Source organism: Herpetosiphon sp. NSE202, from assembly GCF_042688385.1.
Taxonomy (GTDB): domain Bacteria; phylum Chloroflexota; class Chloroflexia; order Chloroflexales; family Herpetosiphonaceae; genus Herpetosiphon.
The window spans coordinates 230,619-255,035 of sequence record NZ_JBHUPY010000013.1 but is presented as its reverse complement, the minus strand read 5'-3'; the positions used below and the strand labels follow the sequence as shown (position 1 = coordinate 255,035).

General features: G+C 51.3%; 26 protein-coding genes and 1 tRNA gene. 19 read left to right on the top strand and 8 right to left on the bottom strand.

Features of this window, described 5'->3' with window-relative positions; translation table 11 throughout:
* Positions 1-443: 443 nt before the first annotated feature.
* The 4 genes from glgP to ACFMKP_RS17590 form a co-directional block, all read right to left on the bottom strand.
* Positions 444-2,582 (bottom strand): alpha-glucan family phosphorylase, encoded by a 2,139-nt coding sequence (gene glgP, locus ACFMKP_RS17605; RefSeq protein ID WP_382293624.1) that lies wholly within the window; start codon positions 2,580-2,582, stop codon positions 444-446.
* Positions 2,583-3,030: 448 nt separating this feature from the next.
* Positions 3,031-5,046 (bottom strand): ABC transporter permease, encoded by a 2,016-nt coding sequence (locus ACFMKP_RS17600; RefSeq protein WP_382293622.1) that lies wholly within the window; start codon positions 5,044-5,046, stop codon positions 3,031-3,033.
* A gap of 89 nt (positions 5,047-5,135) precedes the next feature.
* On the bottom strand, positions 5,136-7,223 hold the full coding sequence (ppk1, locus tag ACFMKP_RS17595; RefSeq protein WP_382293620.1) for a polyphosphate kinase 1: 2,088 nt from the start codon (positions 7,221-7,223) through the stop codon (positions 5,136-5,138).
* 110 nt (positions 7,224-7,333) lie between these two features.
* Positions 7,334-7,714 carry a DUF983 domain-containing protein gene (locus ACFMKP_RS17590; RefSeq protein ID WP_204754174.1) on the bottom strand — a complete coding sequence of 127 codons (381 nt, stop codon included), beginning with the start codon at positions 7,712-7,714 and terminating at the stop codon, positions 7,334-7,336.
* A 237-nt stretch (positions 7,715-7,951) separates the two neighbouring features.
* Here ACFMKP_RS17590 and ACFMKP_RS17585 point away from each other — a divergent pair, with 237 nt between their 5' ends.
* From ACFMKP_RS17585 to trpD, 7 genes are all read left to right on the top strand, one after another.
* Complete coding sequence (locus ACFMKP_RS17585) at positions 7,952-8,335, top strand: STAS domain-containing protein (RefSeq protein WP_012190223.1); 384 nt, start codon at positions 7,952-7,954, stop codon at positions 8,333-8,335.
* Positions 8,328-8,729, top strand: a complete 402-nt coding sequence (locus ACFMKP_RS17580) for an anti-sigma regulatory factor (RefSeq protein ID WP_201783489.1) — start codon at positions 8,328-8,330, stop codon at positions 8,727-8,729. The genes ACFMKP_RS17585 and ACFMKP_RS17580 overlap by 8 nt, the downstream gene beginning before the upstream one ends.
* Before the next feature lie 180 nt (positions 8,730-8,909).
* On the top strand, positions 8,910-9,473 hold the full coding sequence (locus ACFMKP_RS17575) for an NADPH-dependent FMN reductase (RefSeq protein WP_382293617.1): 564 nt from the start codon (positions 8,910-8,912) through the stop codon (positions 9,471-9,473).
* A 54-nt stretch (positions 9,474-9,527) separates the two neighbouring features.
* The gene (locus ACFMKP_RS17570) at positions 9,528-10,631 is read left to right on the top strand and encodes a VOC family protein (protein ID WP_382293615.1); all 1,104 of its coding nucleotides are present in this window, start codon (positions 9,528-9,530) and stop codon (positions 10,629-10,631) included.
* Entirely contained in the window at positions 10,621-11,244 is a 624-nt protein-coding gene (locus ACFMKP_RS17565) for an alpha/beta hydrolase (protein ID WP_382293613.1), read from the top strand. Before ACFMKP_RS17570 ends, ACFMKP_RS17565 begins: the two co-directional genes overlap by 11 nt.
* Before the next feature lie 173 nt (positions 11,245-11,417).
* Positions 11,418-11,493, top strand: a tRNA-Pro gene (locus ACFMKP_RS17560).
* 59 nt (positions 11,494-11,552) lie between these two features.
* On the top strand, positions 11,553-12,569 hold the full coding sequence (gene trpD / locus ACFMKP_RS17555) for an anthranilate phosphoribosyltransferase (RefSeq protein WP_382293611.1): 1,017 nt from the start codon (positions 11,553-11,555) through the stop codon (positions 12,567-12,569).
* On the opposite strand, the gene ACFMKP_RS17550 is transcribed toward trpD, so the two are convergent.
* From ACFMKP_RS17550 to ACFMKP_RS17535, 4 genes are all read right to left on the bottom strand, one after another.
* Positions 12,566-13,561, bottom strand: a complete 996-nt coding sequence (locus tag ACFMKP_RS17550; RefSeq protein WP_382293609.1) for a glycosyltransferase family 2 protein — start codon at positions 13,559-13,561, stop codon at positions 12,566-12,568. The two genes, trpD and ACFMKP_RS17550, sit on opposite strands and share 4 nt — an antisense overlap.
* Before the next feature lie 45 nt (positions 13,562-13,606).
* Positions 13,607-14,062, bottom strand: a complete 456-nt coding sequence (locus ACFMKP_RS17545; protein WP_382293607.1) for a septum formation initiator family protein — start codon at positions 14,060-14,062, stop codon at positions 13,607-13,609.
* 102 nt (positions 14,063-14,164) lie between these two features.
* Positions 14,165-14,602: a polymer-forming cytoskeletal protein gene (locus ACFMKP_RS17540; protein WP_054534256.1), complete on the bottom strand. Its 438-nt coding sequence runs from the start codon at positions 14,600-14,602 to the stop codon at positions 14,165-14,167.
* The gene (locus ACFMKP_RS17535; RefSeq protein ID WP_382293605.1) at positions 14,599-15,129 is read right to left on the bottom strand and encodes a DUF4446 family protein; all 531 of its coding nucleotides are present in this window, start codon (positions 15,127-15,129) and stop codon (positions 14,599-14,601) included. Before ACFMKP_RS17535 ends, ACFMKP_RS17540 begins: the two co-directional genes overlap by 4 nt.
* A 531-nt stretch (positions 15,130-15,660) precedes the next feature.
* On the opposite strand from ACFMKP_RS17535, the gene ACFMKP_RS17530 reads away from it, so the two are divergent.
* The 12 genes from ACFMKP_RS17530 to ACFMKP_RS17475 all read left to right on the top strand — a co-directional run bounded on the left by ACFMKP_RS17530 (position 15,661) and on the right by ACFMKP_RS17475 (position 24,411).
* A complete protein-coding gene (locus ACFMKP_RS17530) occupies positions 15,661-16,641 on the top strand; it encodes a small ribosomal subunit Rsm22 family protein (RefSeq protein WP_382293603.1) in 981 nt (326 codons plus the stop codon).
* Between the two features lie 276 nt (positions 16,642-16,917).
* Positions 16,918-17,364: an iron-sulfur cluster insertion protein ErpA gene (gene erpA / locus ACFMKP_RS17525; RefSeq protein WP_382293601.1), complete on the top strand. Its 447-nt coding sequence runs from the start codon at positions 16,918-16,920 to the stop codon at positions 17,362-17,364.
* A gap of 76 nt (positions 17,365-17,440) precedes the next feature.
* The gene (locus ACFMKP_RS17520; RefSeq protein ID WP_382293599.1) at positions 17,441-17,872 is read left to right on the top strand and encodes a VanZ family protein; all 432 of its coding nucleotides are present in this window, start codon (positions 17,441-17,443) and stop codon (positions 17,870-17,872) included.
* Positions 17,865-18,341: a hypothetical protein gene (locus ACFMKP_RS17515; RefSeq protein ID WP_382293597.1), complete on the top strand. Its 477-nt coding sequence runs from the start codon at positions 17,865-17,867 to the stop codon at positions 18,339-18,341. The genes ACFMKP_RS17520 and ACFMKP_RS17515 overlap by 8 nt, the downstream gene beginning before the upstream one ends.
* 1 nt (position 18,342) lies before the next feature.
* Positions 18,343-18,666 carry a rhodanese-like domain-containing protein gene (locus ACFMKP_RS17510; protein ID WP_382293595.1) on the top strand — a complete coding sequence of 108 codons (324 nt, stop codon included), beginning with the start codon at positions 18,343-18,345 and terminating at the stop codon, positions 18,664-18,666.
* A 24-nt stretch (positions 18,667-18,690) separates the two neighbouring features.
* Positions 18,691-19,050 (top strand): DUF309 domain-containing protein, encoded by a 360-nt coding sequence (locus ACFMKP_RS17505; RefSeq protein WP_204754188.1) that lies wholly within the window; start codon positions 18,691-18,693, stop codon positions 19,048-19,050.
* Positions 19,051-19,060: 10 nt separating this feature from the next.
* The gene (locus ACFMKP_RS17500) at positions 19,061-20,047 is read left to right on the top strand and encodes an HD-GYP domain-containing protein (RefSeq protein WP_382293593.1); all 987 of its coding nucleotides are present in this window, start codon (positions 19,061-19,063) and stop codon (positions 20,045-20,047) included.
* A gap of 40 nt (positions 20,048-20,087) precedes the next feature.
* On the top strand, positions 20,088-20,912 hold the full coding sequence (locus tag ACFMKP_RS17495; RefSeq protein WP_382293592.1) for a methyltransferase domain-containing protein: 825 nt from the start codon (positions 20,088-20,090) through the stop codon (positions 20,910-20,912).
* A 45-nt stretch (positions 20,913-20,957) separates the two neighbouring features.
* Entirely contained in the window at positions 20,958-21,488 is a 531-nt protein-coding gene (locus tag ACFMKP_RS17490) for a hypothetical protein (protein ID WP_382293590.1), read from the top strand.
* A gap of 18 nt (positions 21,489-21,506) precedes the next feature.
* A complete protein-coding gene (locus ACFMKP_RS17485; protein WP_382293588.1) occupies positions 21,507-22,427 on the top strand; it encodes a cobalamin-dependent protein in 921 nt (306 codons plus the stop codon).
* An 86-nt stretch (positions 22,428-22,513) separates the two neighbouring features.
* A complete protein-coding gene (locus ACFMKP_RS17480) occupies positions 22,514-23,488 on the top strand; it encodes a phytoene/squalene synthase family protein (RefSeq protein WP_382293586.1) in 975 nt (324 codons plus the stop codon).
* Positions 23,485-24,411 (top strand): SDR family oxidoreductase, encoded by a 927-nt coding sequence (locus ACFMKP_RS17475; protein ID WP_382293585.1) that lies wholly within the window; start codon positions 23,485-23,487, stop codon positions 24,409-24,411. Before ACFMKP_RS17480 ends, ACFMKP_RS17475 begins: the two co-directional genes overlap by 4 nt.
* The last annotated feature ends 6 nt before the right edge of the window (positions 24,412-24,417 follow it).

Below are 24,417 nucleotides of genomic sequence, written 5' to 3'. Positions count from 1 at the left end.
ATTTGAATAAAAAATTCTCGTTTTAGGCAGCATGATACACCAATTAAAAACGAGCTCGCAAAGAATTACTTGCAGAAAAGGGCTTTTTCAGTTGATTTTTGGCTGTTCGGATCAGTGGAAGCGTTTCCATTACAATATAGTAAAGTTAAAAGCTTGTCAAGAGTGAATTTTGGCAAGCCGTACAGCTAGAAAGAGCCAACGAGGCATGCAAATTTACGCCATTAAGCCCCTCGCCCGTACCACTGGCGAGGGGTTGGGGTGAGGGAATATCAAATCTATTCATTGGAGAAAGATCGATGGACGAACGAAGTTTTGCTCTAAAAATACCAAACGAGCACGATTTTGAGCTTTTTCAAAACCATGCTCGTTTGTTTGACTGACAAACATTGTTTATACGCCAAAAAAGCGATACTGTAGCACAGGCTCACGCTACAAACGGCGGCTTATTCGGCTTGCATGCCTGGCACGTAGTATTGGGCTACGTAATCTTTGAGCATGCGACGGAAGCTAAATTCTGGCGCAACCGTGCGAATCGATTCCTTCATGGTTGCAATCCACTTGTGGGGCAAGCCATTGGCATCGCGCTCGTAGAAGGCTGGCACAACTTCGTTTTCCAACAAGCTATACAACGATTCAGCATCGTCAATATCTTGTTGTTCGAGATCGTCATACCCAGCTTCGCGGCCAATTGCCCAGCCGTTCTTGCCGTTGTAGGCTTCGCGCCACCAACCATCAAGCACGCTCAGGTTTGGAACCCCGTTCATACCAGCTTTTTCGCCGCTCGTGCCCGATGCTTCCAACGGTCGGCGTGGGTTGTTCAACCATACGTCAACGCTTTGCACCAAATGGCGGCCAACGTTAATATCGTATTCTTCAATAAAGAAGATCTTGCCGCGCAGCTCTGGGTCGCGAGCCATATTGTAGACGGCGCGAATAAAGCTCTTGCCTGGCTCATCTGCTGGGTGCGATTTACCAGCAAAAATAATTTGCACTGGGCGCTCTGGATTGTTCAGAATCCGCTTGATCCGATCCAAATCGCGGAAAATCAAGGTAGCCCGTTTATAGGTGGCAAACCGACGGGCAAAACCAATCAACAAGGCATTGGGATTAACATCGCCGCTAATTGCATCGTCGCGATGATAGCCAAGTCGGCGTTGGCGCTGCCAAGCTCGTTCACGAATAAAGCGCGCTAAATCGTGCTTCAAGCCAGAGTGCACGCCCCAAAGCACTTCGTCGGGCATGTTGGTGATGCGATCCCAAGTTGTAGGCTCGTCCATCACTTCGCGCCAACCAGCGCCAAGCACCGAATCGTACATATTGGCCATGGCTGGAGCCAGCCAAGTATCCGAGTGCACACCGTTGGTCACATGGCCAATTGGCACCTCATCAACCGATTTGCCTGGATACAAGAACTGCCACATTTGGCGGGCAACTGCGCCGTGCAATTCGCTCACACCGTTATGATATTCCGATAAGCGCAAGGCCAGCACGGTCATGCTGAAGGTTGGCCCCCAGCTTTGTTGCTGCAAAGCAATATTCATAAAGGTATCGCGATCGATGCCCAGTTGCGGCCAATAGTTGTGGAAGAATTGATCGATCAAATCGAGTGGAAAGGCATCGTTGCCAGCTGGCACTGGGGTGTGGGTCGTAAAGACTGAACGCTTGCGCACTTCGGTAATAGCATGCTCAAGGTTTTCGCCGCGCTGCACTCGTTCGCGCAACAATTCTAAGCCCAAAAATGCTGAGTGGCCTTCGTTCATGTGCCAAACAGTCGGGTTGATGTTGAGGGCGCGTAAAACCCGCACGCCTGCAATGCCCAAGATAATTTCTTGCGCCACCCGCAGCCATTGATCGCCGCCATACAAACGGGCCGACAATTCGCGATCTTCAGGCCGATTTTCGTCAACATCGGTATCCATCAGCAGCAAGGTAATGCGGCCAACTTGGAAGCGCCACACTTTAACAAACACCGTGCGGCCAGGCAGATCGACGCTTACGCGCAGTTCGCTGCCATCGCTATTGCGCACCACTAAGGCTGGCAACTCGGCAAAATTCAAGCGTTCGTAAAGGGCTTCTTGGGTGCCTTCGCTATTGATAAATTGGCGAAAATAGCCTTGGGGATATAAAAAGCCAACCCCAACAAACGGCAAACCAATATCGCTAGCTTCTTTACAATGGTCGCCCGACAAAATGCCCAAGCCCCCAGAATAAATTGGCAACGATTCGTGAATGCCAAACTCAGCCGAAAAATAGGCAATCGTGTGATCTTTATGCTCAGGATGGGTGCGGGCAAACCAAGTGCGATCATCACGCATATAATGATCAAATTTGATCGTTACCCGATCATACTGGGCCAAATAATTGCTATCAAGGGCTTTTTGTTCGAGGCTAGCCAAGCTAACTTCACGCAAAAATTTCACCGGATTATGGCCCGTGCGCTCCCATAACGTTGCATCAATCGTTTGGTACAGTGCTTGGGCTTCTGGTTGCCAGCTCCACCAAAGGTTATAAGCCAACTCATAGAGTCGGTTAATCCGTTGGGGCAACGGGGCAAACTGCGGTGGTAATTCAGCAACGTTCATTGCAACTCCTTGTACTACGATTAATTAAAAAACGATGCCGCTAGCCAGAAAGAGCCTGCCGCAACATCGCGTTGTTTGTTTTGAGCCTGAACGTTAGTGCCTATTATGGCTTAAAAGCGAGGGAGTTGCAACCATTTCACTTCAAATCAAAAGGCAAAAGGCAGAAGGCAAAAAAGAACAGAGAGCATAGAGCATAGAACATAATCGCACACATCTGTGTCAATCTATGGCTAAAAATGGTCTTCGCGATCTTCGCGTTCTTCGCGGTTGCAATCCTTCATGCATTTTAGAGATTAACGCAGAGGCGCAGAGCAATGATGGCTGTAGGCTATCGGAATATTTTTCGTGGAATTCGTGCAATTCATGGCCAAAAAAATCAGCCTTTGTGATCTTCGCGTGCTTCGTGGTTTCTATGCTTCGCGATCTTCGTGGCCTTCATAGATCGAAACTATGCGCGGCGCGCCCGTGCCCGATACAGCACCGTCAAATAGAGCATCAAGCCAAAACTCAGAAAATTTGCGCCCCGTGGATTGATTGCGCTCCAAAACCAATTACCAGTTTGTTCGCGCAAATCATCAAAAAGCTTGCCAACCTTGGGAATCAACAAAAGATCATAGCCCAACACCAAACATGCAGCAATCAACGGGGCAATAATTCGCCGCGAGCCAGCCAAAACCACAATAATTAACGCAATTGCTGAAACCCGAAATTCGGCTAAACCAGGCGAAATATAGCTAAAACTTGCAGCAAATAAGCCGCCAGCCAAGGCCGCTACGCCGCCGCCCCAGGTATAGGCCAAACGCCTGATTGCGATCGGCTCAACCCCAACGCTTGCCGCCGCCAATTCATCGCTGGCCAAGGCCGCCAACGCCCGCCCATAGCGCGAACGTAACAGGTTATAGCCAAGCATACCAACCCCAACGACAATCGCCAAAATTGCATAATAGCTTGCGCTTGGCGCAGCTAAATCGAGGCCAAATAGCTGAAGCGGCGGCACGCCTGCAATTCCACTTGCACCGTTGGTTACGCTGCGCCAGTTTTGGGCAATGCGATGGGCAATTACGCCAAGCGCAAATGTGACGATTGCCAACAATTCATTATCCAAGCGTGCTGCCAAAACGCCAATCAGCCAGCCAAACAAGCCACCACATAAACAGCAAATCACGATAATTCCCGCCAACTCGCCCGATGCAAGCCAGGTTTGCCAACCGCCATGCAAGCCAGTGCTCAGCAAAGCAACCAAATAAGCGCCAAGCACAAAGGGCGCAGCATAGCCAAGATCAAGCATGCCACCCCAACCAACAATCACGTTTAAGCCCAAGGCCAGCAAGCCATAAATCAAAATTTGAATTGCCGCAACTTGAATGCCCAATTCAAGCCAATTATTAAGCAATGGCACGCAGGCCAGCAAGCCAGGAATTACCAACCAACGCCAGCTTTGTTTTACAGACTGAACTGTGCTAACAATCGCTGCATTAATCGGGCTATCGTTGCTTGGCTGCTGGCGCAGCACAACAATTAACACCAATAAGCCAAGCGTGAGCGCCGGAGTCCATTGGGCCGCAATAAAATAATCGCTGAAGGCGGCCAACAAACCCAACGCCAAGCCACTCAGCAAGGCTCCCAACGGGCGGCCAATCCCGCCAAGCAAGGCAGCAGTAAAGGCAATTAAGCCACTTTGTGCGCCATAATTGGTATAGGGCGCGGTGTAATACAAGGCAAATAGCAAAGCCGCCAAGCCTGCCAAAGCCCCGCCAAGCGCAAAAGTTTGGCGCAAGGTCGCGCTATAGTTGATGCCGCAAAGTTGGGCCATGGTTGGGTCGGCAGCACTGGCCTGCAATTTCCAGCCAAAACGGGTGCGCTTGAGCAACCAATGCACACCGAACGCTACCAGCAGCGCCAGCCCCACGACAATCAAATCTTTGCCCTGCAACACCAGCGCCGTTTCACCAAACAAATTGCCGTGTGGCAACAGATCGGGTACGTTAATCCGTGCTACTTCAGGTATGCCAGGCACGCTACGATGTTCGCCTGGAATCACTGCGTTGGTAAAGGTACGCACAAACAAAGCTGCTTGGTAGAGCATAAACGAAATGCCGAGAGTTGCCATCAATGGTGCAAGCCGTGAAGCGCCACGAAAAGGCCGAAAGCCAATCTGCTCGATAATCACGCCTGTGCCAGCTCCAACCAAGCCACATATTAATAAAACTGCCAGCAAGCCAAAGCCAAGCCACCACCAAGCCTGACCAACCTGCAAGCCCAAAATTGCAATCGATTCGGCAGCCAACACCGTGAGCAACGAAAATAAATCGCCATGAGCAAAATTGAGCATGCGCACAACGCTATACACCAACGTAACGCTAATTGCATTCAAGCCAATAATCGCCCCATTGGCCAAGCCAAAAATAACCAATTGCAGCAAAAGCTGGCTACACGAAAACTGGGCACCACCACAAGCAGTCATTGTGATTTCCCCCAAGCATAGTGAGAATATGGATGTATGGAGAGGTTAAAGCAAAGAGCGAACTCGTCTGAGTTCGCTCTTATGGTAGCTTAAGCGGTGTGGCGACGCAAAAAAGAGAGCTGGCTATCGAATGGCTCTTCGCCAGCAGGTGGCAGCGCACAGCCATACAAACCATTAGGCAGCAACACGCGCGCTTTGGCAGTGTCGCGCCATGCCACGCCCAAAATCTCTTCACGAACGTAGTTCAACAAACTCGGATCTTCGATGGGAAACAAAACCTCAACCCGCCGATCTAAGTTGCGCTCCATCAAATCGGCGCTGCCAACATACAATTGCTCATCGCCGCCATTACGTGCATAATACAGCCGACTATGCTCCAAAAAGCGCCCAACAATGCTGCGTACCTGAATATGTTCGCTCAAGCCTTCAACGCCAGGCCGCAACGAACACATGCCCCGCACCAAGAGCTGAATTTCAACCCCAGCTTGCGAAGCGCGATAGAGCAACTGAATAATTGTGGGATCAACCAGCGAATTCATTTTGAAAAAGAGTTTGCCGCCGCGCCCAGCTTGCTGATGCTGAATCTCGCGCTCAATCATTTGGGTCAAGCGCCGGCGTAGGTTAATTGGCGCAATCCACAATTTGCGAAAGTGGTTTTGGCGCGAATAGCCAGTCAAATAATTAAACAAATCCGAGGCATCAGCCCCAAATTCCTGATTGCAGGTCAACAAGCCAAGATCCGTGTAAATATTGGCGGTCACTGCATTGTAATTGCCAGTGCCAAGGTGCAAATAGCGCGACAAGCCATCACGTTCTTTGCGCACGACCAAGGCCACTTTGCAGTGCGTTTTCAAGCCCATCAAGCCATACACCACATGCACGCCTTCGCGTTCAAGCGCCTTGGCCCATTCAATATTATTTTCTTCATCAAAACGCGCCTTCAGCTCCACCAACACCGCAACTTGCTTATCGTTCTCACGGGCTTTGAGCAAGGCCTTAACGATGGGCGAGTTCGAGCCAACCCGATACAGAGTTTGCTTAATTGCCAACACATTGGGATCACGCGCTGCTGCCTGCAAAAAATCAACGACTGGCGTGAAGGAATCAAAAGGATGGTGCAACAGCACATCGCGGCGTTGCACTACATTAAATAAATCTTCGCCAGTTGAAAGCACCGCTGGCACGCTTGGCTTGAATGGTGGCAACTTCAACTGCCAACGATCCAAACGCACAACGCTCATGAGGCTGCTCAAATCAAGCGCACCATTTAATTGATACACATCGTCGCGCTCAACTTCGAGATTCTCAATCAGCAATTCAACAATCCGCGGTGGCATACTCGAATGCACTGAAAGCTTGGTTACCGAGCCAAAACGGCGTTGGCGCACGCCAGCCTGAATCGTTTCCAGCAAGTCAGCGGCTTCATCTTCTTCAATTTCCACATCGGCGTTGCGAATCACCCGAAAGGTATAGGCCTCGGAAACCTGCATGCCAGGAAACAGCGTGCTAATATTTTCGGCAATAATTTGTTCGAGCCAGGTAAAACAGACAGTATTTGGCTGCTCGCTCGGCACTGCTACCAAGCGCGGCAACGAAGCAGGCACTTTAATCCGCGCAAAATGCTCATCATTATCAGGGTCTTGAATCACAACTGCCAAATTCAAGCTCAAATTGGAAATATGCGGAAACGGGTGGCCTGGATCAAAGGCCAAGGGAGTTAATACGGGAAAAATCTCATTATCAAAATAATTTTTCAACCAAGCCTGTTGATGAATCGAAAGCTGGCCATATTCGTGAATAAACACGCCTTCGGCAGCAAGCTTTGGTTGCAAATCTTGGGCAAAACATGAGCGTTGCAATTCCATCAATGGCGCAACCGCAGCGCGAATTGCCCGCAACTGCTCAAGCGGCGTTTTGCCATCAGCAGAGCGCTCAAACACCCGTGCTGCAACTTGCTGGCGAATGCCCGAAACCCGAATCATAAAAAACTCATCGAGATTGGTGCTGAAGATCGCCAAAAATTTTACGCGCTCCAACAAGGGCAACGAAGGATCGAGCGCTTCTTCTAAAACGCGGCGATGAAAAGCCAGCGCACTCAATTCACGATTCAGAAAATTTTTCGGGTCAGCCAGATTCAGTGGTTCAGCAACTGTGTCGTAGGTTAGCAACTCAGCCATGGGACGCTTCTTTCCACATTCATACATAATCAAACGGCTTGACTATTGTAGGGCAAAAACGATGCCAAGCAAGCCCAAAACCGCCCATTTTGCTAAAATTTAACCAAGCTTTAAAGATAGAACTGATCGCGATTTTCATCCTCGTGAACAGCCCCAGTAATTGCCAGAATGCCAATCCAGAAGCCGCGCGAAACCCGATAGCAAAAGAGTTGAAAAATACTAAGCACACTAATTAAACCAGCAGTACCAAGAATTAAATGGGCGGGCCATTGCCAAACCAAAATTAATGCGCCAGCAAAGCCAAGCGCAACCGTAATCGTTAATGAAATGCCCATTGCGCCCGTGCTTTGATCGCCAGTGCCTTCATAGCGCAGGCCGCAGGCAGCACAGCCCTCATTCAGGCCAAAAAATGTTTTGAACATGCGCCCATAGCCGCATGTAGGGCAACGCCCAGCTAAACCACGCCAGAGCATCAAAAGTGCGTTAAACATCGGCATTCCTTGCGCCAAAACAGCCCGTGCATAATCCATAAGTCCTGTTATAGCCTAGGCCAGGCCTAAAAAGCTGTGCAACAAGACGATTTATGCGGTATGATAGCGAAAATTACTCCGGAGTGAGCAGCAAACTCACGCTTGCCGAGTAGCAATATCATACCGTATAATACGCATAGACTCCATTCGCAAGCTTTTGTTGTGGCTCATCTTCGCGTTCGACTTCAGGGAGGCCGCTTGGACATCGTTAATATTCCAATTCTTAAGATCGAGAACTTTTTAATTGCTTCAGTTCAGGTTGCCCTGTATGACATGCAAGCAATTCAGTTCAAAGACGCGGTTCTCCAGAAGATCTATGAGACCAAAGCAAAAGGGGTCATCATCGATCTAACGGCGATGGATGTACTAGACAGCTTCGTAGGCCGCTTAATTAGTGATATTGCGGCGATGGCACGCCTGATGGGGACAACCGTTGTTATTACAGGGTTGCAACCTGCCGTCGCAATTACGTTGGTAGAGCTGGGGCTTGAGTTGCCTGGTGTCACAACGGCGCTGAATTTGGAAAAAGGCATCGCTAAGTTGCGGCTGATTACGGAGAACAATGCGGATGGCAATGCCTAATAAAGTCATCACAATTCAGAGCGACCTCGACATTGTGGCGGCACGGATGGCAGCCCGCGATATGGCTAAGTCAATGGGCTTTGGCGCTATCGACCAAGCACGGATTGCTACCGCGATCTCCGAACTGGCACGGAATATTTATCTCTACGCCGGTGAAGGTACTGTCACAGTGAGCGAAATACAACAGGGGCTCCGCAAAGGGCTTCAGGTCGTCTGCGAAGACCAAGGGCCAGGTATCGAGGATATTAGCCTCGTAATGCAGGATGGCTATACCACCTCCAAGGGGATGGGGATGGGTATGCCAGGTGCAAAACGGCTCATGGACGAGTTCGAAATTGAATCGATTGTCGGCGAAGGTACCAAAATTACCTGCCGTAAATGGAAACGCCCCTAAACAACAGATTTGTGTAATAGCACGTCCAAGAGCAGCACCTGCTGCTCTTTTATTATTTAACGAGAATACGGACGCTACCAAGGACAAAAAGATGGACAAGCCTGCGGACAACACGATCGTATTATCGCGATACAATCAGTGTGTGATCATCAATAACTCATTGTTGGAGGAAGTTCGTCTATGGCAGACACACTCAAGATTGTTGGAATTTCGGGCAGCTTGCGCAAGGATTCGTTTAACACAGCCCTGCTGCACGCCGCCGCCGAATTAATGCCTGCTGAGGTGGAGTTTAGCATCGTCACCTTGCACGAAATCGAGTTATTCAACGAGGATGTCGAACGCGAGGGCTTTCCCGCCGCTGTCGTTGCCTTGCGCGAGGCCATTAGCAGTGCCGATGCCTTATTGATCGCCACGCCAGAATATAACTACTCGATTCCTGGGGTGTTGAAAAATGCACTCGACTGGGCTTCGCGGCCCGGCAGCAATGGCGAAATGCCACTCAGCGGCAAGCCCTTGGGCATTATCGGCGCAAGCGTTGGAGCTTATGGCACAGCACGCGGCCAACATCACTTACGTCAAGTAACGGTGAATACCAACATGCATCCCTTAAATAAACCTGAGGTGATGATTACCTTCGCAGATAAAAAGTTTAGCGCTGGTCAACTACACGATGAACCAACCCGCAAGGTTGTGCGTACCCATTTAGAAGCGCTTGTGGCTTGGACGAAACGGTTAAGTCAATAAATCTTTAATTAAGGCAACCGGGTCGTCGCATGTTCACACAAAGGAGTGTTGATTATGTCGATTTTGGGCTTACATCATATTACAATTGTTAGTGCAGATGCGCAGCGGACTGTCGATTTTTACACTGGAGTATTGGGTCTGCGCTTAGTCAAGCAAACCGTGAATTTCGACGATCCGGGCTCCTATCATCTTTATTTTGGTGATGCGCATGGCTCTGCTGGGACGATCATCACCTTTTTTGAATGGCCGCGCGCGCCGCGTGGCGCAACTGGCCTTGGTGGCACCCATCACCTTGCGCTGAGCGTCACCAACGAGCAAGCCTTGCTTAAATGGAAACGGCGTTTGCTCGATGCTAAAGTGCGAGTCAACGGGCCATATGATCGCAACTATTTCAAATCGCTGTACTTCCGCGATCCTGATGGCACGATTTTGGAAATTGCCACCAAAGGCCCAGGTTGGACGGTCGATGAACCATTGGAAAGCCTTGGCCAAAAAGCCATAGTGCCGCCGATGGAATTGATGAGCATCAATCGCAATGAATGTGATATTGCGACCATCAATTGGCCTGAGCCAGTACCAGAAATTACTGCCGATATGTCGTTGCACGAAGGTTTGCACCATATTTCAGCCATCGGCGCAAGCGTCGAGCGCTCGCACGAGTTTTATGCTGAGGTGTTGGGCTTGCAACGGGTCAAAATGATCTACAACTTCGACGATCCAACGGCGGCACATTGGTATTGGGGGGCTGATAATGGCCGACCTGGCACGCTGATGACCTATTTTGAGCGTGATCCAGCCCATACTCGCCCAGTGCGTATGGGAGCTGGCCAAACCCATCATATTGCCTTTGCGGTTGCCAACGACGACGAGCAATTGGCTTGGCGCGAACGCTTGCTGAGCTTTGGCAAACGGGTTTCGCCAGTCCAAGATCGAACGTATTTCAAAAGCATTTACACCAACGATCCCGATGGTCATATTATCGAACTCGCAACCGTTGGCCCAGGCTTTGCCGTCGATGAGCCAGTTGAGCAGTTGGGCAAAACGCTCAAATTGCCACTATGGCTCGAACAACAACGCAGCTTGATCGAAGAACATCTTACGCCATTGGTTATTCCCTGTAGCACATTGGCAGTTGTGGAGCAAACTCATGCATTCTAATCCGATTCTTCAAACTGGCAGCAGCCTCGAACAAGCCACAGGAGCCATGATTATGGTTCATGGGCGGGGCGCTGATGCTGAAAGCATTTTGAGTTTGAGCCAGGCCTTTGAGCGGCCAGATTGGGCTTATCTTGCGCCCCAAGCAGATAATCACACCTGGTATCCGCAACGTTTTATCGAGCCAGTTGCGCGCAATCAACCAGCGCTGGATTTTGCACTAGCAGCAGTTGGCCAAGCCATCGCCCACGCTGAAGCTCACAATATTCCACGTAGTAAAATCGTGGTGCTGGGCTTCTCGCAAGGGGCATGTTTGGCCTTGGAATGGGTAGCACGCAATGGGCAGGGCATCGCTGGCGTGGTGGCCTTGAGCGGCGGCCTGATTGGTGAAGGAACCCATTTGCCAAGCTATAGCACCGATTTAACCGGCACAACTGCATTTCTTGGCTGTAGCGACCGCGATTTCCATATTGCTGCCGAGCGGGTGCGTGAAAGCGCTAGTGTTTTCGAGCAAACTGGCGCAACTGTCGATATGCGGCTTTACCCAAATATGGGCCACACGGTCAACGACGATGAAATTGGCGCAATTCAGGCCTTGTTGAAAAAGCTGAACTAGATTGATTCCCTCACCCCAACCCCTCTCCCGTGGCGCGGGCGAGGGGCTTCTTCATTAAGTGGTTTTGATATGAATTGTGATGAAAATACGGTCTTTTTTTGCTCGGTTTCGTGTAATTTGACAAACAAACTATTCTCCGCTATAATGCTCCGCGCAACGATAAAAAAAAGCAACGGGGTGTAGCGCAGTTGGTAGCGCGCGACGTTTGGGACGTTGAGGTCGTAGGTTCGAATCCTATCACCCCGACCACTACAACGAGGGCAATTTGCTCTCGTTGTTTTTTTGTTGTTTTGCTGCAAGGAGCGACCATGCAGATTCGCGATGCCATTATTACAGTTACCAATCGGGCGGATTTAAGCCAAGACGATGCGGCGGCGGTGATGGAGCAGATGATGAATGGCGAGGCCACGCCAGCCCAAATCGCGGCCTTGCTGACAGCGTTACACTTCAAAGGCGAAACAGACGCAGAAATTGCTGGCATGGCCCAAGTGATGCGCGCCAAATCGCTGGCCGTGCCCCACGATGGCGGCGTGGTCGATACCTGTGGCACTGGTGGCGATCATTCGAATACCTTCAATATTTCAACCACAGCGGCGTTTGTGGCTGCTGGCGCTGGCGCAACCGTGGCCAAACACGGCAATCGTGCTATGTCATCGAAATGTGGCTCGGCAGATGTGCTCGAAGGTTTAGGCGTGAATATCGAGCTTGATGCAGAAGGTGTGGCGCGCTGTTTGCGCCAAGCTGGCATTGGCTTTATGTTTGCGCCCAAGTTTCACCCTGCAATGCGCTACGCTGGCCCAGTGCGGCGCGAAATTGGCATTCGTACAATCTTTAATGTGTTGGGGCCGCTCACCAACCCAGCGCGGGCAGAATACCAGGTGATTGGGGTTGCAAACGCCGAGCTAGCCGAAAAATTGGCCAATGCGCTGAGCAAAATGGGCATTCGGCGCGCGCTCGTGGTGCATGGCAGCGATGGGCTTGATGAAATTTCGATCAGCGCCCCAACCTTGGTGTTTGATGTGCGAGCTGGCACAACCCCGCAAGCATCAACAATTAGTCCCAGCGATTTTGGCTTGAACATTGCCCCACGTGAAGCAATTGCTGGTGGATCGGTCGCCAAAAACGTCGCCATGACCAAGGCAATTCTTGATGGCAGCGATACTGGCCCGCGCCGCGATATTGTGCTGCTGAATGCTGCTGCGGCGCTGATTGCCTGCGAACGCGCCGCATCGTTTGGCGAGGCAATGAGTCAAGCCCAACAAGCAATCACAACTGGCGCTGCCAACCAACGTATGCAACGCATGATCGAGGCGAGCCATGCCTAGCGCTGTTTGATCAGGCGGGCCAAGGCTTGGTTCTCACGCCAAATAGCGAGCGGCGAGCGGGCTGGTTGAATCCAGCGATCAAGTTCATCGCTTGTCGCAGTGCGACGAGCTTGAATCGCTTGGCGCTGCTGACGCAATTGAGGCAATTGGCGGAAAGCATGCAAACGGCCACTGATTGTCGTCCAGCGGCGGCGCACCAGCGCTTGAGCACAAGCTAAACCATCGTAGGCCAGCATCAACGGCAGATCACGGGCCAACAGCGGCGTTGGCCAGCAACGCAGAATCGCCCGCCAACGATTGCGGGCAATTAGCCAATCCTTGAACGGCGAACCTTCGCCACCAGTTGCCGAGTAGATATGGCGCGCGACGGCTTGCGGCGCAAGTACGGTCTGCCATTCGCGCAACTGCAAACGCCACGCCAAATCAACATCTTCCAAATAGGCAAAATAGCCTTCATCAAAGATGCCAACATCGGCTAAAGCGGCGCGCCGATAGGCCACCGCACCACCACTGCCACCCCAAATTGGATAGGGCTGCTGCGCCAATTGATCAAGCGGATACAACAAGCCTGCATCAGTAGCAACTCCATCACGATAGAGCTGAATCCCAGCAGAGGCGATGATTGTGGGCTGATGGGCAAAGGTCAGCACGCCAGCGCTAGTAGCGAGGGTTGGTTGCTGTTCAAACGGCGCTAAAATAGCTGCAATAAAATTTGGCTCAACGATTGCATCATTATTCAACAACAGCAGCACATCGCCACGCGCCACGTGCAAACCAACATTGACCCCGCCGCTAAACCCACGATTCTTGGGTAGCACCAGCAAGCGCACGTGCGGATAGTGTTGATACAGCCAGGCTGCTGAGCCATCGTGCGAGCCATTATCCACCACCAGCACTTCAATTGAAGCATCGCACTGCGGCAATAAGGCATTCAGGCAATCGGCCAGCAGCGCACGACCATTCCAATTTAAAATAATGACAGAACACTTCATATAAAAAAAGCGATTGGTTACCCAATCGCTCAATCCTTAGTATGTTTACGAATCAAAGAGCACGGCCAACCACCGCCGCCAATTGGGCGTTGGATCAGCTGGCGGCAGCACAACTGGCTCAGCTGCTGGCGATTCCAAGGCTAGGCTTGGCGAAATTGCCAGGGTTGGCGTAACCACGCTAACATGCAACACAACATCGCCAGGCTTGACCATATCGAGCATATCGCGGGCAGCCAGTTCAATTGCTGCATCGGAGCGCACATAGGCGGCGCGATCGCGCAAGCTTTGGCTTTCGGTGGTTAAGCGCGCGTTTTCGGCCTCCAAAGCTTGGGCTTGCTGCTCCATGGTATAGCCTTGAACGACCAAGCTGCCAAACAGCACCATGAGATACAGCGCAAACGCAGCTAAGCCCCACGTTACCACGAGCGTTGCGCCGCTACGCAATTGGGTTGGTTGCGGAATTTGGGGTTTACGCCACTGTGGCCAGCGCCAACGAGCCATAACACCCTCCTCAATCGATAAAGAGCAGCATTAGCCTAGCACAATGATTTGGCAAAATTAGCCACCCATGATGACAAATTGCTAACAACGCTGCTTGAGGAATTAAACTCCGCTTGGTTCTTCGTTTAAGCGTGAGCGTGGTGCATCGAGCAACAATGGCTCATCGATATTGGATGTCATGCTGCTTTGGCCACGGAACAAACCACCTGGCTCGATGTGCAACGAAGCGGCGGTAATATCGCCCCAAACCTTGCCTGAAGGCGAGATTTCGAGTTGCTCGGTTGCCACAACTTGGCCTTTAACAGCGCCTGAAACGTGGATATTTTGGGCCTTGAGCGTCGCAATCACCCGTCCGGTCGAGCCAACGATCAAATTGCCAAGCACCTCGATTTCGCCCTCAACAGAGCCATCAACCCGCACGTTGCCGTCGGATTTGAGGGTTCCAACAAAGGTGGTATTGGCTCCAATCACGGTTTCTGGCTTGCCGGTTGGTGATTGAGCGATTGGTTGTACCACTTTTTTGTTGCCGAATAAGCTCATGAATTGCCTCCTGTTGTAGCGGGTAGAGCTGCTGATTCCGGTGCATCGAATTGCCCAAGCGCTTGCGCGATTGAAGCAACTTCTTCTTCGGAAAGCGTATGGGTCGATTGGCCGCGTTGCACGGCTTTGGCGTAGGTGCGCACGCCTGAGCGACTATAGATACTGCTCAGGACAACCCCGGTTTGTTCGCCATCAAGCAGTGCCAACGCATAGCTTTGATCGCCACCAACGTCGCCAAATGGATTAAAACGCACCAGCCCAACATGATGCAGGCTGCTGCGGCCCAAACGCCGAACTTCACGTTCGAGGGTGGTTATTTGATCATCGTGATGCGCAACTTGCAGCGAGCGTTGCAGCCAAATATCTTCGAGATGTTCAGCATCAACGCCTTTGGTGAGGGCAGTATACCGTTGATCGGTGGCACGCAGACGTTTGCTTAAACGCCCAATCCAGACCAGCAAGCCAAGTATTAGTAGGCTACTGCCGATCCAGAGATAGAAGCCATAGGTTGTCCAAAAAGCTATCAAGGATATGCCTCGTCTTCAAAACTGCCTTCCATTATAAACGAGGCTATCACCCTCACGCAAACGACCACTAAGAACATAGGGCAAAGAGCATAGAACATAGATAAGGATGAAGTAAGAAGTATGAGGGATGAAAGTAAAATCAGAAGGCAGAAGGCAAAAATCAGAAGTTAGAAAAGAAAGGTAAGAGGGAATAGGAGCGAATCAAATCAATCTGTGCAATCTGTGGCGAAGATGAAGGATGAAGGATGAGGGATGAAGAGGCTAGAGATCAGGGCTGAGGGGTCAGGGGTCAGGCTATTGGCTATGGGATCGTGGGAATTCAATCTGAGCAATCTGTGCCAATCTGTGGCAAAAAAATACTCATTCGTGTAATTCGTGTAATTCGTGGCTAAAAAAGCCTTCGCGCTCTTCGTGGTTTCTATGCTTCGTGCTCTTCGTGCTCTTCGTGGATCAACATTTACATGCGCTTATTTTGCATAACTCAACGAAATCGGCTAGCATAGAGTGCTGAATTATGCTAGGAGTTTGGGTATGTTGCCACCAACCTTGCGGGTCGCCTTAGAACGAGCATTAACTGGCACTGATCAAAAGCGGTTGGCTGCGGCGGCTAGCGGGCTTTCCGAGCGTTATCGCGAAGGCCATAGCCGCACAACCGCGCCATTTGTGCAAAATGCCGCCGATGTGTTGGCCTACGCCGCCACGCGCATGCCCGCAACCCTTGGTGCGCTCAAGGCTGCTTGTAGCGAAATTGCCCAACGCCAACCAAATTTCAAACCGCAAACCCAACTTGATCTTGGGGCCGGAACTGGCGCAGCAACCTGGGCTGCCAGCCTCGTGTGGCCAACGCTTCAGCAGCATCATTTACTCGAACGCGAAAGCACAATGCTCCAATTAGGCCAACGCTTGATGCAAGCAGGCCCAACAAGCCTCCAACAGGCCCATTGGCAACAAGCCAATTTGCCCAATTCGAGCAACCTAGGCAGCTATGATTTGGTTACGATTGGCTATGTGTTGGGTGAATTAAACGCAACTCAACGCCAGCAATTATTTGCTCAAGCCTGGCAAGCCACCAGCGGCAACTTATTAATCGTAGAGCCAGGAACGCCGCGCGGCTTTGAATTGATTTTGGCAGCACGTGAGTTTTTGCTTGGCCAGCAAGCCCATTTAATTGCGCCCTGCCCACATCAAGCAACCTGCCCAATGCAAGCCAATGATTGGTGCCATTTTGCCACGCGGATCGAGCGCACCCGCTTTCATCGCAGCCTCAAAGGCGCAGAGCTTGGCTACGAAGATGAAAAATGGAGCTATATCGCGGTTAGTCGTCAGCCAACTCAGCCAGCACCAGCGCGAATCATTCGCCATCCTTTTCAGCAACCACAGCGCATTCAATTGCAACTGTGCACCCCCCAAGGCTTGATCAACACAACGATTAATAAACGTGATGCCCAATGGAAGGCAGCGCGCAAAACAGCATGGGGCGATACCTTCGAGCCACATCTAGCACAAGATTAACATTAATTGATTGAAAAACTAGCGAACGCAGCCCTGTAGAGCGTGCTATACTATTGAGGGTATCAGCACATTGCACAGCTTCATTAACCCTGCTGAATTCCAGCACAAGCTCACGCCCATTGGTGGCCGAATCGGCCCTTGGCGCATGTGCTTTTTACCCTTGAAACAAGCCAAGCCTTGCTTGCGTTTCAAGCTTTTTTCAAGTATGCTACAGGGAAGCAAATGCCATTTGAAGGCATGTTGTCAACCTGATTTTCCGGTACAGGAGGCTCTCAAATGAGCGATGTAGCAGTAAAACCAATGACTGCAATTGAAATCGATCCAGCATTGGTCACGGTGACGGCATCAGCAGCAAATCGGTTGTTGTCGATCAAGCAAGAAAAAGAATTGTCCGATGACTATGCGCTACGGGTTTTTGTGGCTGGTGGCGGCTGTTCAGGCTTGCAATATGGTATGAGCTTCGATGATCAAACCAACGAAGGCGATACCGAATTCTATGCGAGTGGCTTGCGCGTCTTGGTCGACCCAATGAGCGCTCAATACATTGGTGGCGCATCAATCGACTACATCGATAGCTTGATGGGTGGTGGTTTCAAAATTGATAACCCCAACGCAACCTCAAGCTGTGGCTGTGGTAGCTCGTTCAAACCTAAAGATGGCGAAGCTGCTGCCAGTGGTGGTGGCTGTGGCAGCGGGGCTGGCGGCGGCTGCGGCTGTCACTAAGCCTGCGCCCAAAGCTTAAGCTGTTCTACGATACAGTGAGCGGGGACGAGTCTCTCGTCCCCGTTTGTTATGTTTCATGAAACGATCAACCTTCTATTTATGGCTTGGCAGCCTGTATACATTGGCTGTATTTGGCCTAGCATGGCATAATTGGAGTGGTGGAAATAGCCAGCCAATTATTCAGTGGCAGGTCGGGGCAACGATTAGCGCCGCCATCCAGCAAGGCGGGCGGGTTGCCTTGATTAATGTGGTCGGCAATCTAGCGGCGTTTGCTCCCACGGCGTGGCTTCTAGCCTATTGGCGACCAGCACTCCGGCTCTGGCAACTGTGCTTAATTGGGCTTGGGTTAAGTTGCATGGTGGAGCTTGGCCAATATTGGCTCGGCTATCGCGTTGTCGATATTGACGATGTTGTGTTGAATAGCTTGGGGTTTGGCGGCGCTGGTTGGTTGGCGAAGCTTAGCCAACGCCTAATGCTTCATTATATGAGGGAAGTCGATCGTGCTTAATCCAGCCTATGGCGAGCATTGGCTCACTGCTTATTGTTTCCAAAGCACAAATCAGCAAATTGTTGCCGCCGCAGTGCGCATGATCACCCAATGTCAGGATCAAGCTCCGCTGCCCGTTACATGGCAACCAACTCAAGCCTTTGGCGAGCACAACGACCAAGGCATGCCAACCTCGTATCACATTGCGCCAGCCCAAGGCGATTGGGTGATCGTTTACCCAAATCGCTATGCCAATTTAGCCTTTGCCTCATCACTCTCACGTCAATCGCGCAAATTAACCGTGGCCTACTTTCCGCAACGCCGCGAGGCTTGGGAGCGCGGTCACCCCGCCGAACTGCCAACAATGCCCGAATTAGCGCTAGTGGATTGTCGCTATTTTAGCCAATTGATTCAACCACCAGTCGCCGATTGGTCGGCTTGGATTCACCTGTGGCATCCGCGGTGGAATGCCCCTAGCCAAGGAGCTTAAGATGTACAACAACCAAAGTGCCGAAGAGATTGCAGCCCGCATTGAAGCTGGCGAAGATTTGTATCTGCTTGACGTGCGCGAACCAAACGAATGGGAGATTGCCAGCATCGCCAAAAGCGAACGCAAAGCCATGAGCCAAATTAATGAGTGGGTTGGCGAATTGCCCCAAGATCGCGAAATTGTGGTGTTTTGCCATCACGGCGGACGCTCGGCCCAAGTGTGTCATGCCTTGGCAACCCAAGCTGGCTTTACGCAACTAACGAATATGACTGGCGGGATTGATCGCTGGTCGCTGCAGGTTGATCCTAGCGTCAAGCGCTACTAAAATTGCCGTCGTATGCAAGTGCCTGTGCAACAAACGAGCGAGTTTATCCAAGGCTACGAGCTGTTTAACGCTGGCCACTATTGGCATGCCCACGAAGCGTGGGAAGTGCAATGGTTGCAACGCAGCGGCGCTGAACGCAGCTTACTGCAAGGCCTCATCCAAACAGCTGCCGCGCTGGTGCATTGGTCGCGGGGCAATCCCAAAGGGCTGGGATTGAATTGGCAGAAAGCCGCGCCTAAGCTGCAAGCCAGCCTTGCTTGGGTCGATTTTTTAGATCTTCAGCATGTAATCGTGACGATGCAGGCACTTGTTGCCGATCAGCAGAACCAACCGCCGCAATTGCGTTTCGTTTCAGCTTCCGATCCACTTTGCAATCAACCTTGAGGGTATCAACATGTCGGAGATCATTTTAGTTGTTGATGATGAAGCTCGTAGTATTGATACCTTGCGACGGGTGCTTGAACGTGAACGCTACACCGTGCGCGTCGCCCGCAATGGGGTTGAAGCCCTCGACGATATTCAAATTTGTATGCCAGATTTGGTGTTGCTCGATGTGACCATGCCCGTGATGAATGGCTTTGAGGTTTGCCGCCGTTTGCGCGACCGCGAAGAAACGCAATTGCTGCCAGTTGCCATGCTCACTGGCCTCAATGATGATGAATCGCGAATTTTGGGCTTGGAGATGGGCGCTGACGATTTTATCAACAAGCCCTTTGAGCGCACAGTCTTGTTGGCGCGAATTCGTTCGCTGTTGCGGGTGCGCCGTCTAACTGAAGAACTCGAAAGCACCGAGCGCGTGATTTTCACCTTGGCGACCACCGTTGAATCGCGCGACCCCTACACCGAAGGCCACTTGCGGCGTTTGGCATCGTATAGCCATGCCTTGGCAACCGCCTATGGCTGCGATGCCAAAGAAGCGCGCTTGATTCGCTATGGCGGCTTGTTGCACGATATTGGCAAAATTATCATCCGCGAAACCGTATTGCAAAAAGAGGGCAAGCTCACCGACGAAGAATATGAAGAGATGAAGAAACATCCGCAAATTGGGGCCAATATTGTTGCTCCAATGCGCTTTTCGGTTTCGGTCGGGCCAATGGTGCTCCACCACCACGAACGCTGGGATGGCAAAGGCTACCCTCACGGAATCGCTGGTGATACAATTCCCCTAGGCGCGCGGATTATCGCCGTGGTGGATAGCTTCGATGCCATGACCACCGACCGCCCCTATCGCAAAGGCATGAGCCGCAGCGAAGCTGTCCAAGTCTTACGCTCAGGCCGCAACACCCAATGGCAGGCCGAATTGGTCGATCTCTTTGTCCAATTGATCGAACATGGCCATGTTGCTTCGGATGATCTCAGTTGGGTGCTGCACAACGACTAAGCTCAATCCGCCGCAGGTTGGCGTTTTAGGTGAGGTAGGTATGCATCCAGATTTACTGCCATGGCTGCGCTGTCCAGTTTCGCAAACCAGCCTCAGCTTGCACGATGCCCGCTGGCGCGATGGCATGGTTTGGTCGGGAACCTTGGTGAGCGCCGTTGGTCAACAATGGCCAATTCGCGATGGGATCGTTGATCTATTGCCACGCTCTGCTGCTTGGAATGGCGCGCAAGTGGTTAATCGCTTGCCGCTGGCTGCCTGGGGCTACGAACGGCTTTGGCGCTGGCAAGCCTTGAGCAAACTCAGCGGGCGCAGTTTCCCCTTGGATGAAGAAGTAGCCTTATTAATCGCCCAGCTAGCACCCCAACGCGGCGGCATCTATCTCGATATAGCATGCTCGAATGGCCTCTATGCGCGCGCGATTGCCGCCAACCTCCCTGCTGATAGCCATTGCGTGGCGCTTGATCATTCGCTGCCAATGTTGCGCGAAGCCCAACGCCGTAGCCGCGCCAAACGCCTCAAAATTAGCTATATTCGTGGTTTAGCCGAAGATCTGCCCTTTGGCGACCAATGTTTGGCTGGCGTTGCTTGCGGTGGCTCACTCAACGAGTTTGTGCGCCCAGATCGCGCAATTTCCGAAGTGCGGCGCTGTTTGCTCGCCGCTGGCCGCAGCTTTTGGATGCAAGCGCAACAGGCAGCGTCGCGCTCTGGCCGTTTATTCCAAACCTTCTTGCTCAGTGGCGGGATTCAATTTTTGGCTGGCGATCAATTTGTTGCCAGTTTACGCGCCGCTGGTTTACACGTTTCGTTTGAGCAACGCGATGGTGCGGTGCAAATTGTCGCGACCCGTGGCCGTATTATTGCTTAATTACGACGGCTTTTGCCCATAATTCTCTAGCGCAGGATCGAACTGATGGCACAAGCACAATTACTCTATATTGGCACCGATCATGGCGTGGTTTTACTCAGCAATCCAGGCCGAATTGATCGCTGGATTTCGGTAGGCATTGAATTGACAGATCAAGCAATTCGGGCAGTTGTTTGCCAAGCGGATGCACCAATGCAAGCCACAGTTTGGAGCAGCGAGCAGGCCTGGCAAACCAACGACGGCGGCCAAGCGTGGCACGTGCTTGAGCCAACACCTGAGCCAATTCCACCAAACCAACAGCTTGAATTAGCGGGCCAACCACCAGCAAGCATTCGCATCGCCAGCGATTCCAAGCAGTTAGAGCGCAACGATGGCACTGCTTGGCAAAGCTTACAGCTTAGTCAAGTTGGCCAATGGAGTTGTTTGCTGCAAGTGGCCTATCAAATCGATAGCCTGTATGCAGCCACCAATGCTGGCGAAGTGTGGGTTTCGAGCGATCGGGGCCGAACGTGGACGGTTCTGAAACAACAACTTGCCTCAATCAACGCGTTGGCAATTGGTCGGGTTATATCGTAAAGACGTTGGTGGAGTTTAATGAGCAAAATAAGCAACCGTTTTAGCCAATTTAGCCAAGAGCCGCTGTATAACACCAAAGCTGTGGTGCAACGCACTGGCGTTGCCGCCGATACGCTGCGCGCGTGGGAACGACGTTATGGCATGCCATTTCCTGAGCGTACCGAAGGCCGCCAACGAGCCTATTCCGAACGCGATATAGCGATGATCGATTGGCTACGCCAACAAACAGAATCGGGCTTGACCATCAGCCAAGCAGTGGCCTTGCTGCAAACAGGCAGCGCAATCGAGCAGCCAATAACCAATGATGCAGCAGGCTTGCAAGACCTTAGCAACAAATGTGTCCAAGCCTTGCTCAGCTTCGATGTGCTAAAAGCCGATGCGCTTTTAAACCAAGCATTCAGCCTATATCCAGTTGAAACTGTGTGTATCGAGGTGATTGAACGAGTCATGGTGGCAATTGGCGATGGTTGGCATGCAGGCACAATTTCAATCTCACAGGAACATGCAGCCACAGCGTTTATGTCGTTGAAATTAAGTAACCTAATTCATCAGGCCCGCACCCGCTCCAATCGAGGCTTGATTATCGTGGCAACCGTGCCTGGCGAGCAGCATGAGCTTGGCGTGATGATGGTGGCGCTGTTTTTGATGCGCCGTGGCTGGCGCGTGATTTATCTTGGTAGCAACCTACCAACCTCTGAATTGCTGCATACCGTGCAGCTTTTAAAACCAAAATTAGTTGCCTTGAGCGCAACCACCAGAGAAAATTATAGCCAAGCAGCGTATCTTTTGCAGGAGCTGAATAAGCTGACGAAGCCGCTGATTATTGGCTATGGCGGGGCTGCGCTGAGCGGCAAAGAACAGCAAAAAATCTTGCCTGGCAGCTTTTTGGGTTACAACGCCGACCAAGCATGCGATACCATCGAAGAATTATTGGCCTAATTCTTGCGCCGACTCATCCAAAGCCGATATGTTTGCGTAGCACCTAACAGCAAACCATGGTGAGTCTGTAGCAGGAAGGATGTGCTATGTCTTGGCCTTCGCTCGATCCTCAGATGTGCGCTGGATTGACCTTACCAGCCCAATTTATTCCAACGGTTGCCGAGAGCGTTTCACATCAGCTCAGCAACCAATGGCTCAATAATGCCTATGCCCATTGTACCGAGCTAACCAATGTGCATTCAAAAAGTTTTTATTTTAGTACCCAATTGTTGCCAGTCCGTAAGCGTGATGCAATTCGGGTTTTATATGCTTTTTGTCGAACGAGCGACGACTTGGTGGACATGCACCCAGAATCTGCCCCAGAGCGCTTGCAACACTGGCTCAATACCTTGCGTTCCACGCCCCGTCACGATGACCCTGTACCCTTGGCCTGGCACAATGTGCGCAACGAGTTCAGAATTTCCAGTAAACTTGAAGCCGAATTATTGGCTGGTGTCGAGATGGACTTGTCGATTAATCGCTATGCTACGTTTAGCGATTTATGGCTCTATTGCTATCGGGTGGCTTCGGTGGTCGGCTTGCTGAGCATGCAAGTTATTGGTTATGCCGCAGGAGCCGTGCCCTATGCCATCAAATTGGGCGTAGCCTTGCAATTGACCAATATTTTGCGCGATATTGGCGAGGATGCCCGCCGCAACCGCATTTATTTGCCTCAAGAAGATTTAGAACGCTTTGGCGTGCGCGAAGCTGATATTTTGAATGGTGTGCGCAGCCCACAAATGCAGCAATTATTGCAATTTGAAATGCAGCGCGCCCATCAACTTTACGAAGAAAGTTGGCAAGGCATTGGCCTGCTGCACCCTGATTCGCGTTTTGCAGTGGCCACAGCAGCAACCGTCTACCGCGGAATTCTTGATCAGATTGTGCGCAATGATTATGATGTGTTTAATCGGCGGGCAAGCCTTTCGTTTGGGGCAAAATTAGCCTATTTACCCAAAATTCTCTGGCGCTTGCGCAAGCTCAACCGCGAGTTTCCGCTTGATCAATGGGGGCATGTATGATTTTAGTAACTGGTGGCACTGGCTACGTTGGCTCACGCTTGATTGAAAAATTACGCCAGCGCCCTGAACCGGTGCGGGTGTTGGTTCGCACTCCGGAAAAAGCCCAAAAGTTGGTTGCTGGTAATATTTCAATCGTCAAAGGCGATGTGACCGATCCTGAATCGTTGTTGGCAGCGATGAAAGGAGTCAGCACGGTTATTCATTTGGTGGCAATTATTCGCGAACGCTCTGGTGGCATTACCTTCGAGCGCATGAATTATCAAGCAACGGTCAATGTCGTCGATGCAGCCAAAGCAGCGGGAGTCAAGCGCTTTTTGCATATGAGTGCGCTTGGCGTGGTCAACGATCCCAATTTGCCCTATATGGATACCAAATTTCGCGCCCAAAAATATGTTGAGGCCAGCGGCTTAGAGTGGACGGTGTTTCAGCCGTCGGTGATTTTTGGCGAGGGCGATGAATTTATCAATACCTTGGCCGATTTGGTGCGTCGCCCGTTGATGATTGCCCCAGCGCCGTTTGTGCCAGTGGTCGGCGATGGCAAAACCAAATTCCAACCAGTCTGGCGAGATGATGTGATCGATGCCTTCATCAAAGCCTTGGATGATCGCAGCACAATTGGCCAAATTTATCAGTTGGGCGGGCCAGATGCCCTGACCTACGAGCAAATGCTGGATCTGATTATGCAAAAATTGGGCAAAAAACGCAGCAAAATCTATGTGCCAGTGCCATTGATGAAGCCAGCAGTGTTTATGATGGATAAAATCTTGCCCAAACCGCCAGTTACGCCAGCGCAATTAACGATGTTGAGCCTCGACAATAGTGCGCCGCAATCGGCAACCGAGCAATTAATTGGCCATCCGCCGCTAGCGTTGCGCGATGGGATTGACTACATCAAAAAGCGTAATAGCGCCCGCCATCATTAAAAAACA

Bases quoted from the DNA above. Each gene is read 5' to 3' on its own strand.
- glgP (WP_382293624.1), bottom strand. From the start codon at position 2,582: ATGAACGTTGCTGAATTACCACCGCAGTTTGCCCCGTTGCCCCAACGG.
- ACFMKP_RS17600 (WP_382293622.1), bottom strand. From the start codon at position 5,046: ATGACTGCTTGTGGTGGTGCCCAGTTTTCGTGTAGCCAGCTTTTGCTG.
- ppk1 (WP_382293620.1), bottom strand. From the start codon at position 7,223: ATGGCTGAGTTGCTAACCTACGACACAGTTGCTGAACCACTGAATCTG.
- ACFMKP_RS17590 (WP_204754174.1), bottom strand. From the start codon at position 7,714: ATGTTTAACGCACTTTTGATGCTCTGGCGTGGTTTAGCTGGGCGTTGC.
- ACFMKP_RS17580 (WP_201783489.1), top strand. From the start codon at position 8,328: ATGCCTAATAAAGTCATCACAATTCAGAGCGACCTCGACATTGTGGCG.
- ACFMKP_RS17575 (WP_382293617.1), top strand. From the start codon at position 8,910: ATGGCAGACACACTCAAGATTGTTGGAATTTCGGGCAGCTTGCGCAAG.
- ACFMKP_RS17570 (WP_382293615.1), top strand. From the start codon at position 9,528: ATGTCGATTTTGGGCTTACATCATATTACAATTGTTAGTGCAGATGCG.
- ACFMKP_RS17565 (WP_382293613.1), top strand. From the start codon at position 10,621: ATGCATTCTAATCCGATTCTTCAAACTGGCAGCAGCCTCGAACAAGCC.
- trpD (WP_382293611.1), top strand. From the start codon at position 11,553: ATGCAGATTCGCGATGCCATTATTACAGTTACCAATCGGGCGGATTTA.
- ACFMKP_RS17550 (WP_382293609.1), bottom strand. From the start codon at position 13,561: ATGAAGTGTTCTGTCATTATTTTAAATTGGAATGGTCGTGCGCTGCTG.
- ACFMKP_RS17545 (WP_382293607.1), bottom strand. From the start codon at position 14,062: ATGGCTCGTTGGCGCTGGCCACAGTGGCGTAAACCCCAAATTCCGCAA.
- ACFMKP_RS17540 (WP_054534256.1), bottom strand. From the start codon at position 14,602: ATGAGCTTATTCGGCAACAAAAAAGTGGTACAACCAATCGCTCAATCA.
- ACFMKP_RS17530 (WP_382293603.1), top strand. From the start codon at position 15,661: ATGTTGCCACCAACCTTGCGGGTCGCCTTAGAACGAGCATTAACTGGC.
- erpA (WP_382293601.1), top strand. From the start codon at position 16,918: ATGAGCGATGTAGCAGTAAAACCAATGACTGCAATTGAAATCGATCCA.
- ACFMKP_RS17520 (WP_382293599.1), top strand. From the start codon at position 17,441: ATGAAACGATCAACCTTCTATTTATGGCTTGGCAGCCTGTATACATTG.
- ACFMKP_RS17510 (WP_382293595.1), top strand. From the start codon at position 18,343: ATGTACAACAACCAAAGTGCCGAAGAGATTGCAGCCCGCATTGAAGCT.
- ACFMKP_RS17500 (WP_382293593.1), top strand. From the start codon at position 19,061: ATGTCGGAGATCATTTTAGTTGTTGATGATGAAGCTCGTAGTATTGAT.
- ACFMKP_RS17495 (WP_382293592.1), top strand. From the start codon at position 20,088: ATGCATCCAGATTTACTGCCATGGCTGCGCTGTCCAGTTTCGCAAACC.
- ACFMKP_RS17490 (WP_382293590.1), top strand. From the start codon at position 20,958: ATGGCACAAGCACAATTACTCTATATTGGCACCGATCATGGCGTGGTT.
- ACFMKP_RS17485 (WP_382293588.1), top strand. From the start codon at position 21,507: ATGAGCAAAATAAGCAACCGTTTTAGCCAATTTAGCCAAGAGCCGCTG.
- ACFMKP_RS17480 (WP_382293586.1), top strand. From the start codon at position 22,514: ATGTCTTGGCCTTCGCTCGATCCTCAGATGTGCGCTGGATTGACCTTA.
- ACFMKP_RS17475 (WP_382293585.1), top strand. From the start codon at position 23,485: ATGATTTTAGTAACTGGTGGCACTGGCTACGTTGGCTCACGCTTGATT.